Source organism: Uliginosibacterium sp. H1, assembly GCF_036017065.1.
Lineage (GTDB): Bacteria > Pseudomonadota > Gammaproteobacteria > Burkholderiales > Rhodocyclaceae > Uliginosibacterium.
In genome coordinates this window covers 362853-375257 of the sequence record NZ_JAYXHR010000003.1, presented here as the reverse complement: position 1 = coordinate 375257, position 12405 = coordinate 362853, and the positions used below count along the sequence as shown (strand labels likewise).

Below are 12405 nucleotides of genomic sequence, written 5' to 3'. Positions count from 1 at the left end.
GGCTGCGCCTTTTCTTTATCGTCTGCTGCCTCTTCCAGAGCGGAGCGTCCTGCATGAAATGCCCCTTCTGCGGTGCCGCCTCCACGCAGGTCACCGACACCCGCGAGAACGACGAAGGCGACATCATCCGCCGCCGCCGCCGTTGCGGTGATTGCGACAAGCGCTTCACCACCTACGAGCGCATCGAACTGAAGCTGCCGCAGGTCGTGAAGAAGAACGGCAGCCGCGCCGAGTACGAGCGCGAGAAGCTGCTGGGCAGCATGAAGCTCGCACTGCGCAAGCGCCCGGTCACCGCCGAGAGCGTCGAACACGCGCTGGACCGCATCGAAAGCCGCCTGCTGTCGCTGGGCGAGCGCGAAGTCCCCAGCGACAAGCTGGGCGAACTGGTGATGCGCGAACTCAAGCGCCTCGACAAGGTGGCGTACATCCGCTTCGCATCGGTGTATCGCAACTTCGAAGACGCCGAAGAGTTCTCCGAAGTCATCCGCGAAGTCAGCACACCGGCCAAGCCGCGCACCCGTACGCGCAGCTGAGTCTCCCCGTCGCGATGCCCATCTCCCTGACTGACCGGTTGCGGGGGCAGGCACGCACACTGAAGCAGCACACCCTTACCGTCTGGTTCGCCGCCCGTGATCCGCGGACGCCATGGTTCGTCCGTCTCCTCGCGCTCTGCGTGGCGGCCTACGCACTGAGCCCCATCGACCTGGTTCCCGACTTCATCCCGGTGCTGGGTTATCTCGACGATCTCATACTGATACCGCTCGGCCTCGCACTGGTGATCCGCCTGACGCCGCCAGCCGTCCTCGTCGATGCGCGTCAGCGTGCCAGCACTGTGGCGCAGCGACCCGTGAGCAGGATCGCCGCTGCGTGTATCGTCGCGCTCTGGCTACTCACGCTGGCGCTACTGGCGTGGTGGCTCCACGACACGCTGACGCGGTAGACCTCAATTCATCATGAGCGACGACATCGACGACCTGCAGTACATGCAACGCGCGCTGGCACTGGCCGAGCGCGCGCTCTACACGACCACGCCGAACCCGCGCGTCGGCTGCGTGATCGTCAAGGATGACATCGTCGTCGGCGAGGGCTGGCACGAGCGTGCCGGCGAGCCGCATGCCGAAGTGCATGCGTTGCGCGACGCAGGCGACAAGGCGCGCGGTGCCACCGCCTACGTCACGCTGGAGCCCTGCAGCCATTTCGGCCGCACGCCGCCCTGCTGTGATGCGCTGGTGCGTGCCGGCGTGACGCGCGTGGTCGCCGCGATGGAAGACCCCAATCCCAGGGTCGCTGGCCAGGGCTTTGCGCGCCTGCGCGAGGCCGGTATCGCGGTCGATGTGGGTGTGATGAGCGATGAGGCGCGCGCGCTCAACGAAAGTTTCCTGTCCCGCGTGGAGCGCAACCGTCCCTTCGTGCGACTGAAGGTCGCCGCCTCGCTGGACGGCAAGACCGCGCTCGCCAATGGGGAGAGCAAATGGATCACGGGTGAAGCGGCACGCGCCGATGCGCATCACTGGCGCGCGCGTAGCTGTGCCGTGATGACGGGTGTGGGCACCGTGCTGGCGGACGATCCGCAATTGAACGTGCGCGCGGTGACGACCAGCCGTCAGCCGCTGCGCATCGTGCTGGACAGTGCGCTGCGCACGCCACACACCGCGCGCATCCTGCAGGACCACCCGACCCTGATCGTCACCCTGCACACCGACACCACCCACCACGCGCCCCTGCAGGCGAAGGGCGCGGAAGTGCTGCTCGCCCAAGAGAAAAACGGTCGCATCGACATCCCGCAACTGCTCACCACGCTGGCGGCACGGGGTATCAACGAACTGCTGGTGGAAGCTGGCGCCACGCTGAATGCCGCTTTCATCCAGAGCGGCCTGGTGGACGAGTACCTGGTCTACCTCGCGCCCGCCCTGCTGGGCGACCCGGCACGTGGCCTGGCGATGCTGCCGGACTTCGGGTCGATGCAGCAGGTGCCACGCCTGCGATTCACCGACGTGATGCGGGTCGGCGAAGACCTGCGCATCCTCGCCCGCCCCGCTTCAGCGGGCTGACCAGCAACCCGGATTTCCGGGGGCAAGGCGACGATCCAGTGCGTCGTCGGCATCGTCATGCCGGGGCATCCGGGTGACGTGATGCGCTTTCGCCCGGAACGGCGTGGCGTTCAGGCAGCGCAGACCGCACAGGCCGGATCGCGGCCATAGCGCACGGTGCGCAGGTTCATCGACAGGCCGTCGATGATCAGCAGCCGCCCCACCAGCGGCTCGCCGCAGCCCGCGATGAGCTTCAGCGCTTCGGCAGCCTGCAGGCTGCCGACGATTCCCGTCAGTGGCGCGAAGATGCCCATCACCGCGCAACGGGTTTCCTCGACGTCCTCCCCTTCAGGGAACAGGCAGTGGTAGCAGGGGTTGGTGGCTTCGCGCAGGTCGAAGACCGACACCTGTCCGTCGAAACGCACGGCGGCGCCGGACACCAGCGGCTTGCGGTGCTTCACGCAGGCACGGTTCACCGCGTGGCGGGTGGCGAAGTTGTCGCAGCAGTCCAGCACGACCGTTGCCCGCGCCACGGCGGCATCCAGCGCCGCATCTTCCAGCCGCTCGGCCAGCACTTCCACGCGCGTTTCCGGATTCATGCGCGCCAGCGTGTCGCGGCCGGATTCCACCTTCAGCCGCCCCACCCCTTCGGTGGTGTGCAGGATCTGTCGCTGCAGGTTGGTGAGGTCCACGGTATCGCCATCGGCCAGCAACAGGGTGCCGACGCCGGCGGACGCCAGGTACATCGCGGCGGGCGAGCCCAGCCCGCCGGCACCGATCACCAGCACGGTGCTGTCGACGATGGCCTGCTGCCCCGGGACATCGATCTCGGGCAGGAGGATGTGGCGTGAGTAACGGAGAAGCTGGTCGTCGTTCATGGTTGCGTATCCGGGTAAGCCCTGAGCTTAGCGCAGGACGGCATTCATCACCAAAAGGCCAGGCCGCAACAATCATGACAATGCCAAATACATACCCTGACGGGCATGGCCCCGCACTTTATGACGATGCTATTAGTCCACCTGTTGACACCAAATTCCATATGAGTAATTTTGCATAAACACAACAAGGCATCCCACAAATGAATGGCGATGCCACGAGAGCGCTGGTGCAGCACCGATGACCGATTCAACGGCCGGGATCGCAGCACCTTCTGCGCGTCCGGGCCGGTGAGACCTTCTAGGAGGCAGGCCCATGCCGAACCGCAACAGTCGCTTTCCACGCAGCATGTTCATGCTGCTTGCCCTGCTCGGCGCGAGCATCACCGCCCGGGCGGCCGAGGATGTCGTCGTCGTACTGGAAGTCTTTGCCGTACAGAAGCGCGACGGTGGCGAGGAGACCTTCAGCGCCGCCGAGCGCGCCATGCCGGGCGACGTGCTGGAGTACCGGGCGACTTACCGTAACCGTGGCAACGCGACCGCCCGCAAACTCGAAGCCACGCTGCCGGTGCCGGCCGGCAACATCGCCTACATCGCCGACAGCGCGCGGCCGCAACGGGTGCTGGCAAGCCTGGACGGGCAGCGATTCGAGCCGGCCCCGCTGAAGCGCACGGTCAAGCTGGCAGATGGCAGGCAGCAGGTGCAGACAGTTCCGCCTGCGGAGTACCGCTTCCTGCGCTGGCAGCTGGGCGATCTCGCCGCTGGCGCCAGCACCACGGTGGTATCGCGCATGCGCGTTGATCCATTGCCGCCCTCGCGCAATGCGCAAGGGGGTCAGCCATGAGCAGCCCCCACCATTGCCCTGGCCATTCGCAGCCATCGCCGGCCCTGCTGATCCGCGCTGCATTCATCCTGCTTGCCGCATGGCTGGCCAGCGCGATGCCGGGCAGCGCTCACGCCGCGCCCGCTGCCGGCACCAACATCGGCAACCAGGCCTCCGCGACCTACTCCGATTCGTCGGCAACCGTACGCACGGTGACCAGCAACGCGGTGGTGACCGTGGTGCAGCAGGTCGCCAGCCTCACCCTGACCAGCAACGGCACGCGACAGGTCGCGCTGGGCGGGCTGGTCAGCTATCCGCACACGCTGACCAACACCGGTAACGGCAACGACAGCTTCACCCTCGCTGCCACCAACACCGGTGGCAACTTCAACATGCTGACGATCCTGATGTACGCCGACGCGAATGGCGACGGCGTGCCGGACAACGCCACGCCGATCACCTCCAGCGGCACGCTGGCGGCCGGTGGCGTGTTCCGCTTCGTCGTCGTCGCCACGGTGCCGCCGACGGCCGTCGCCACCAACACGAACACCATGACCGTGACGGCCACCAGCACCTTCACACCCGGTCAGTCGGCCTCCAATACCGATACGACCACCGTCTCCGGCAATGCCGTCGTCAATGTCACCAAGTCCATCGACCTGGCCAGTGGCGCGGCAGGAAGCGGGCCACGCACCTTCACGCTGACCTACACCAACACCGGCACGGGAACCGCCACCGCGGTGATGCTGGCGGACGTCATTCCCTCCGGCATGACCTACGTACCCGGCAGCGGGCGATGGAGCGGCACCGGCGCGACGACGCTGTCCGATGCCGATGCCAGCGACAACCAGAGCGGCATCGTCTACGACTACAACGTGACCGCCGGCACGCGGGTCACGGCAGTGATCGCTTCGGTGCCGGCCGGCGCGTCGGGCACCCTGAGCTTCCAGGTCAACATCAACGCGGGTCTCGCTCCCGGCATCAACCCGACGACCCTCAACACCGCCACGTTCAGCTACAACAACGGTGCCATCACGGTTCCGGCGACGTCGACGAATGCCGTGCAGTTCGTGGTCACCCAGGGCTCGGCGGTGGGACTGCTGGGCGCGGTCGTTCCCTTCGTCACCCAGGGCGGGACGGCCAGCTTCACCAACACGGTGACCAACAACGGCAACGGGGTGGACAGCTTCGACATCACCCTGTCCGGCAGCGTCTTCCCGGCCGGCACGAGCTTCGTGCTGTTCCAGGCCGACGGCGTCACGCCACTGCTGGACACCAACGCCAATGGCATTCCGGACACCGGGCCCATGGCGGCTGGCGCAAGCCTGAACGTCATCCTGAAGGCCACGCTGCCGGCAGGTGTGTCGGGTGGTGGACCGTACGACGTCACCAAGACCGCCACCTCGCGGCTCGACCCGACCAAGTTCCAGAGTGCGACGGACAGGCTGACGACGATCACCACCAGCGTGGTGGACATCACCAACAACTCCGCGGGCGGCGGAGCGCCGGGGCTGGGGGCAGGCCCGGAAGGCTCGCCGGTGGTGACCAACCCGACCAGCCCGGGCAGCACCACCCGCTTCACCCTGTACGTCGCCAATGGCAGCGGCGTGGCGGATGCCTTCAACCTGCAGGCCAGCACCGACAGCAGCTTCGCCACGACGACACTGCCGGCGGGATGGACCGTGAGCTTCAAGGACGCGAGCGATGCGGTCATCACCAACACCGGCATCATCAACGCGAGCTCGAATCGCGTCGTGTATGCCGACGTGACGGTGCCGGCAGGCGTGGCGGGGGGCACCACCTCGCTGTACTTCCGTGCGCGTTCCCCCGTCACCAATGCGACCGACACGGTGCATGACGCCGTGCAGGTCGGTACGACCCGCGGCCTGACGCTGGGCCCCAACAACAGTGGTCAGGTGCTGGCCGGCGGCTCGGTGACCTACACCTACACCATCCGCAACAGCGGCAATGCGCTGGAGGGCGGCAGCGTCGGCCAGGTGGTGCTGGGCAATACCAATACCGGCGCGGGCTTCACCAGCGTCGTGCGCTGGGACCGCAACAACGACGGCGTGCTGGATCCCGGTGATCCGGTCATCACCGATCTCAGCCAGCTCACGGGTGGCAGCAACGGTGCCAGCACCGCGGCGGGTCTGGACGCGGGTGAAAGCGCCACGCTGTTCGTGCAGGTTTTCGCCGCGTCGGGAGCGCTGCCGGGCACGGTGGACACGATGACGCTCACCGCCACCACGACCGGCACCATCGGCGGCGTGGCGGCACCGGCACCGGTGTCAGCGACCGCCGGCAGCAGCGTGATCGCCGGCCAGGTCCGGCTGGAGAAATCGCAGGCACTGGACGCCGCCTGCGACGGCACCGCCGACACGCCGTTCAGTCCGGTCACCATCACCACCGGCGCGGTGCCCGGTGCCTGCGTGCGCTATCAGGTCACCGCCACCAACGCGGGCATTGCCAACGTCACCTCGGTGGTGGTCAGCGATGCCACGCCGCCCAACACCACGTATCACGCCACCGTCGCCGCCGCCACCAGCCAGGGCAGCGTGACGGCGCCACCTGCGGGCACCGCCGGCACGGTGCAGGCGGTGGTGGGGACGATGACGCCCGGGCAGGTGGTCACGCTGAGCTTCGGCGTGCGCATCAATCCTTGAGCGAGGAGCGCGGACACCCGGCCAGACATCGATGGCGAGGCAGAAATGAGGGCGCTGGCACCAACCGCCCCCTGCGAACCCCGCCCCATGCCGTTCGCAGTCCGGCTGATCGCCTGGCTGTCCGCCGGCCTGCTCATGCTGGCGGCCACCCTCCTGCCACTGCCGGCGATCGCCCAACCGGCAGCGGGAACGGTCATCGAGAGCCGCGCCACGCTGCACTACCTGGACGGCGCCACCGGGCAGATGCAGACGCTGCAATCGAACATCGTGCGCGTGATCCTGCAGCCGGTAGAAGCGGGCGACCTGACGCCCGACCAGACCCAGCGCTACCCCGTGGGCGGCACCATGCAGATGGCCCATGTGCTCACCAACACCGGCAACACCCCGGCGCTGTTCCTGCTGGGCATCAGCAACCTGCCGGGTGACCAGTTCGATCTCTACGACCTGACGATCATCCACGACCTCAATGCCAATGCCCTGGCCGATGCCGGCGAGCCGGTCATCACGCAGTTCAACCTCGCGCCCGACGAGGTCCTGCACGTGGTCGTCCTCGGCCGCCTGCCGCTCAACGTGGGCGGCGGGGCCGCGCGATTGCTGTTGCGTGCCGCCACCGCTGCCGGCCTGGTCGTCACCAGCACCGACACCGTGATGGCCACCGACGGCCCGGTGCTGCTGATGGCGCAGAGCGCATCCGACACGACCCCCGAACGCGGCGACACGGTGCGCCTGCGGCTGTTCATCCGGAACGTCGGCAACCGTGATGCGGAGGGCATTCCATTCACGGTGGACGGGATGCCGATGGACCACGTACTCGCCATCCAGTCCATCCCCGCCAACACCCAGTTCGTCTCCGCCAGCGTGCCAGCCGGCGTGGCGCTGCTCTATCACCGCGCGGGCGACGCCGCGATGAGCTTCTCACTCAATCCACCCGCCGATCTCTCGCTGGTGGACGCCGTGGCCTACGCCTTCGACGCGCTGGCAACCGGCGCGAGCCTGGACCTCGCCATGGACGTGCTGGTGAAGAACATCGCCCAGGGCCAACTGCTCAACGACGCCTGGGGCTGGTACACCTTTCCCGGCCAGAGTTCCGGCGTGGACATGTTCGCCAACACGCTGACATTGAACGTCGATCCGCAGGCCACCCGGCTGGCCTTCTATACCGCGCCGGATTTCCACAGCCCCACCAGTTTCCGCGAGCTTGGCGAGTCGCTGTTCCTGCAGGCGGACAGCGGCCTGTGCAACACCGACGCCTCCGTCGCCGAGACGCTCACGGTACGCGTCGCCAGCCAGAAGACCAACGACACCGAAGACTTCGCCGCGCTGGAAACCGGCCCCAACACCGGCATCTTCCGTGTGCAGCAGGCGATACCCACGGCGGAAGCGCGCGTCTCCTCGGCCATCCCCGGCAATGGCACGCTGGAGACACTGAAGAGCGACCACGTCACCGCGACGACCCTGGGTTGCGGGAATGCCGAGGCCGACCTGTTGATCGACCCTTACGGCGTGGTCTTCGACAGCGTCAGCAACGAACCGGTCGCGGGCGTCAGCGTCAGCCTGATCGACGTGGCAGGCAGCGGCAACGGCGGCAGCCCGGGAGGCGCGGCCCGCGTCTTCATGCCGGACGGCATCACGCCCGCGCCCTCCACCGTCACCACCGACGCCGCAGGCCGCTACCAGTTTCCGCAGGTGGCCCCCAGCTCCTACCGGCTGGCCATCCAGCCGCCGGATACCTACGGCTTCCCCTCCATCGTCGAGGCCGATCGCCTGCCCGCGGGCCGCAGCGTGGACGCGGCCGGCTCCTACGGCGGCATCTTCCCGGTCAACCTCGACACGGGCGCCGTGATGCTGGATGTGCCGGTCGATGCCGATGCCATCGCCAACGGCATCATGGTGGAGAAACGCGCATCCCGCACCGCGGTGGAGATCGGCGAGTCCATCGACTACATCCTGCTCGTCAAGAACGTCAGCGGCATGCCCTTGACCAGCGTCACCGTGGCGGCACAGCCCCCCCCGGGGTTCAGCTACGAGGACGGCAGCTTCCGGCAGGAAGACCGCGCCGCTGCCCTGCAGCCGGTGCGCAGCACACGGGGGCTGCAGTTCCCGCTGGGCAACATTCCCGACGCCGGCACGACGCGCATCAGCTACCGCATGAAGGTGGGCCCCGGTGCGCGCGAGGGCGAAGCCGTCAGCAGGGCACGCGCCACCAGCGCCCCGCCCCTGGGACGCAGCAGCAACCTGGCCTCTGCGGCGGTGCGCGTCGAAGGCGGCGTCTTCGACACCAAGGGCTTCATCCTCGGCAAGGTGTTCGCCGACTGCAATGCCAACGACATCCAGGACAGCGGCGAGCCCGGCGTTCCCGGCGTGCGCGTCTGGCTTGAGGACGGGACCTGGGCACTCAGCGACGGCGAAGGGAAATTCAGTTTCTACAACGTATCGCCACGGACGCACGTCGCCAAGCTGGATGCGACCACTTTGCCGACCGGCGCCCGCATGCGCCCCCTGTCCAACCGCAACGCAGGCAGCGGCGACAGCCGCTTCATCGACATGAAGAACGGCGAACTGCATCGCGCGGACTTCGCCATCGATGGCTGCGATCCCGGCGTGATGGAGGACGTCGACAACCGTCGCCGCCTCGCCGCCGCGGCGCGCAGCGACGGCGACGCCGCGGCCGTCCAGGCGCTGAGCCTCGACCCGCCCCCGCAGAGCACGCCCTCCGGGGCCGCCGCAGGCATCGTCGGACAACCGACGATGGGCGACGGTAGCAATGCCGTTGCGCGGGTTGCGGCACCGACGCCGGCGGGTGCAACGCCCGCCGGCAGCGCGCAGGAGCAGCCGCCCGGCAAGGTATTGCTGCTCACGGCTTCGCTGGAAGAATTGAGCAAGGTCGAGCTGGACAACCGCCTCGACTTCCTCGGCCTGGAGGACGGCATGCGCCTGGCCGCGCGCCAGCTGCCGGTACGCGTAAAGGGACAGGCCGGCACGCGCCTGCAACTAGTCGTGAACGACAAGCCGCTGCCGGACAGCCAGGTCGGCGCACGCGTACTGCGCGACGCGCAGCAACTGGAGATCCACGAGTACATCGGCGTGTCCCTGCTGCCCGGCCCGAATACGCTGCGCCTGGTGCAGTACGACCCCTTCGGCAATCCGATGGGCGAGCGACGCATCGTCGTGCAGGCCCCGGGGGAACTGCAGCGGCTGGTCATCGAGGCCGCCACGCCACCGCGCGCCGACGGCATTTCGCAGATGAAGGTCCGTGTCCGCGTGCAGGACGACAAGGGGCTGAGCATTGCCGCACGCACGCCGGTGACGCTCGAATCCAGCGCGGGCGAATGGCTGGTGGAGGATCTCGATCCGACACAGCCCGGCTTCCAGGTTTTCGTGGAAGGAGGCGTCGGCGAGTTTGCGCTGCGCATGCCCATCGAGCCCGGTGAGCTGCGCCTGCGTGCCAGCAGCGGCAAGGCGGTGCAGGAGACCAGCTTCGCCGTGCTGCCGGTGCTGCGCGAGATGGTCGCCGTCGGCGTGCTGGAGGGCACGCTCAGCCTCAGCAAGCTGGGACGCGGGGCCCTGCAGTCCGCGAGCGCGCAGGACGGCTTCGAAGACGCGATCACCCATTTCGCCAGCAGCAGTGAATCCGGCGATACACGACGCGACGCGGGCGCGCGTGCCGCCCTGTTCCTGAAAGGCAAGATCAAGGGCGAGTACCTGCTGACCCTGGGCTACGACTCGGACAAGGACACGCAGGAGCGCCTGTTCCGGGACATCCAGCCGGACCGCTTCTATCCGGTGTACGGCGACTCGTCCATCAAGGGCTTCGACGCGCAGTCCACCGGCCACCTGTATGTCCGCGTCGACAAGGACAAGTCCTGGCTGCTGTGGGGAGACTTCAACACCCAGACTGCCAGCACCGCGTCGGTCGTGCTGGGCGGCATGGTCACCCCGGCGCGCAGCCTGGCCGCCTACAACCGCAGCCTCAACGGCCTGCGCCATCACTACGATGCCAATGGCTTCGTGGCGGACAGTTTTGCCTCGCACACCAACTCGCGCCAGATCGTCGAGGAGATTCCCGCCAATGGCACCTCGGGTCCGTACGCACTGCGCCTGGGCAGCCTGATCACCAACAGCGAGCGCGTGGAGATCATCACCCGCGATCGCCGCCAGCCGTCCATCGTGCTGCGCACGGTGCCGCAGGCCCGCTTCACCGACTACACGCTGGAGGCGTTCAGCGGCAGCCTGCTGTTCCGCGCTCCGGTGCCGACGGTCGACCCGGACCTGAACGACAACTTCATCCGCGTCACCTACGAAGTGGACCAGGGCGGCGACCGCTACTGGATCGCCGGCACCGACCTGCGCTACATGCTGTGGGAGTCGGAGAGCCTCAGCGCGGAAGTCGGCGGCGTGCTGGTCGACGACCGCAATCCGCAGGACGCCTCCCGCCTGGGCGGTGCGAATGTCACGCTGAAGAGCCACGGCTTCGTGATCGTCGGCGAGGTGGCCGGTACGCGCCGCGACACCCTCGGGCGCGGCAATGCCGGCCGGATCGAGATCCGTCGCGACAGCGGTGACCTGCAGGGCCGCGTCTACTACGCGCGCACCGACGAGAACTTCGACAACCCCTCCTCCACGCTGTCGCGTGGCCGTGGCGAGGCCGGCGCGAAGATCGGCTACAAGCTGGCCGAGAGCACCCTCGCCGTAGTCGAGGCGCGCGCCTCGGAGGACCAGGCGAACGGCGCCCGGCGCCGCGACGTGCTGGTCGGCGTCGAGCACAGCTTCGATGGCCGGCTCAAGCTGGATATCGGCCTGCGCAGCTTCCAGCAGGATGCCAACCCCGCCCTGGGGCAGAACGCCGACGACACCAACAGCGTGCGCGTGCGCATCGCCGCCCCCGTCCCCGGCATGGATGAACTGTCACTGTTCACGGAAGTGGAGCAGGCCATCGGTGACGCCAGCCGACAGTTGCTGGCCGTCGGCGGCGACTACCGCATCGGCAGCCAGACCCGCCTGTACGGCCGCTACGAGTTCGTCTCCGACCTGGAGAGCGCCTATGCCGTCGAGGGCGACCAGCGCCGCAACACGGCCATCTTCGGCATCGACACCGCCTACATGGACGACGGCCAGGCGTTCAGCGAGTACCGGGCGCGCGACGCATTCTCGGGCCGCGAGGCGGAAGCCGCGATGGGGCTGCGCAACCGATGGCGGGTAGGCGACGGCCTGCGCCTGGACACCAGCATCGAGCGCATCGAGTCGCTGGAAAGCTCGGGCCAGACCCTGCGCAACGAGTCCACCGCCATCACCGCGGCGGTGGCCTACACCTTCAACGCCGACTGGAAGGCGACTGCCCGCTTCGAGTGGCGCGACGGCCCAACCAATGACACCTGGCTGAACACCTTGGGCCTGGCGGTGAAGATCGATCCGAGCTGGACCTTCCTCGGGCGCAGCATCTACAGCCTGAGCGACTCCGAGGTCGCCAGCATGGGCGACCGCGTGCAGCAGCGCTTCCAGGCCGGCTTCGCCTATCGCGATCGCGACACCAACGTGTGGAACGGCCTGGGCCGCTACGAGTACAAGATCGAGGAAGACGACACGCCGGGCCGCGCCTACGAGCGCCGCGTGCACATCCTCTCCACCCACGCCAACGTGCAGCCGCAACGCAAGCTGGTGCTGACCGGCCGCTATGCGGCCAAGCTGGCCGACGAGGAGGCCTTCGGACTGTCGACCCGGATGGTGACGCAACTGCTGTCCGGCCGCGCCGTGTACGAGCTCAATCGCGACTGGGACGTAGGCCTGCAACTCAGCCGCATGTTCTCGATGGGCAACCGGCAGAGCGAGACGGCGGCCGGTGCGGAGGTCGGCTATCTGATGAGCAAGGACATGTGGGTATCGGTCGGCTACAACTTCCTCGGCTTCCGCGACAGGGACCTGGTGGAGGATGACAGCAGCAACCGCGGCATATACCTGCGCCTGCGCTTCAAGTTCGACGAGGGGCTCTTCGAGGACATGACATCGCCATGAGCCAG

Annotated in this window: 7 protein-coding genes; 6 read left to right on the top strand and 1 reads right to left on the bottom strand. The window is 67.8% G+C overall.

What is annotated here, in order from left to right; genetic code table 11:
* Positions 1-53 precede the first annotated feature (53 nt).
* The 3 genes from nrdR to ribD are packed head-to-tail and all read left to right on the top strand — an operon-like array spanning position 54 to position 2051.
* Positions 54-533 (top strand): transcriptional regulator NrdR, encoded by a 480-nt coding sequence (gene nrdR / locus VVD47_RS18330; RefSeq protein WP_327604959.1) that lies wholly within the window; start codon positions 54-56, stop codon positions 531-533.
* Positions 534-547: 14 nt separating this feature from the next.
* Positions 548-940 carry a YkvA family protein gene (locus VVD47_RS18325; RefSeq protein WP_327604958.1) on the top strand — a complete coding sequence of 131 codons (393 nt, stop codon included), beginning with the start codon at positions 548-550 and terminating at the stop codon, positions 938-940.
* A gap of 13 nt (positions 941-953) precedes the next feature.
* On the top strand, positions 954-2051 hold the full coding sequence (ribD, locus tag VVD47_RS18320) for a bifunctional diaminohydroxyphosphoribosylaminopyrimidine deaminase/5-amino-6-(5-phosphoribosylamino)uracil reductase RibD (RefSeq protein ID WP_327604957.1): 1098 nt from the start codon (positions 954-956) through the stop codon (positions 2049-2051).
* Positions 2052-2161: 110 nt separating this feature from the next.
* On the opposite strand, the gene VVD47_RS18315 is transcribed toward ribD, so the two are convergent.
* Positions 2162-2908: a HesA/MoeB/ThiF family protein gene (locus tag VVD47_RS18315; RefSeq protein ID WP_327604956.1), complete on the bottom strand. Its 747-nt coding sequence runs from the start codon at positions 2906-2908 to the stop codon at positions 2162-2164.
* A gap of 313 nt (positions 2909-3221) precedes the next feature.
* On the opposite strand from VVD47_RS18315, the gene VVD47_RS18310 reads away from it, so the two are divergent.
* The 3 genes from VVD47_RS18310 to VVD47_RS18300 all read left to right on the top strand — a co-directional run bounded on the left by VVD47_RS18310 (position 3222) and on the right by VVD47_RS18300 (position 12400).
* Positions 3222-3749: a hypothetical protein gene (locus VVD47_RS18310; RefSeq protein ID WP_327604955.1), complete on the top strand. Its 528-nt coding sequence runs from the start codon at positions 3222-3224 to the stop codon at positions 3747-3749.
* Positions 3746-6391 carry a beta strand repeat-containing protein gene (locus VVD47_RS18305; protein ID WP_327604954.1) on the top strand — a complete coding sequence of 882 codons (2646 nt, stop codon included), beginning with the start codon at positions 3746-3748 and terminating at the stop codon, positions 6389-6391. The genes VVD47_RS18310 and VVD47_RS18305 overlap by 4 nt, the downstream gene beginning before the upstream one ends.
* A gap of 87 nt (positions 6392-6478) precedes the next feature.
* Positions 6479-12400, top strand: a complete 5922-nt coding sequence (locus VVD47_RS18300; protein WP_327604953.1) for a porin — start codon at positions 6479-6481, stop codon at positions 12398-12400.
* The last annotated feature ends 5 nt before the right edge of the window (positions 12401-12405 follow it).

Bases quoted from the DNA above. Each gene is read 5' to 3' on its own strand.
- nrdR (WP_327604959.1), top strand. From the start codon at position 54: ATGAAATGCCCCTTCTGCGGTGCCGCCTCCACGCAGGTCACCGACACC.
- VVD47_RS18325 (WP_327604958.1), top strand. From the start codon at position 548: ATGCCCATCTCCCTGACTGACCGGTTGCGGGGGCAGGCACGCACACTG.
- ribD (WP_327604957.1), top strand. From the start codon at position 954: ATGAGCGACGACATCGACGACCTGCAGTACATGCAACGCGCGCTGGCA.
- VVD47_RS18315 (WP_327604956.1), bottom strand. From the start codon at position 2,908: ATGAACGACGACCAGCTTCTCCGTTACTCACGCCACATCCTCCTGCCC.
- VVD47_RS18310 (WP_327604955.1), top strand. From the start codon at position 3,222: ATGCCGAACCGCAACAGTCGCTTTCCACGCAGCATGTTCATGCTGCTT.
- VVD47_RS18305 (WP_327604954.1), top strand. From the start codon at position 3,746: ATGAGCAGCCCCCACCATTGCCCTGGCCATTCGCAGCCATCGCCGGCC.
- VVD47_RS18300 (WP_327604953.1), top strand. From the start codon at position 6,479: ATGCCGTTCGCAGTCCGGCTGATCGCCTGGCTGTCCGCCGGCCTGCTC.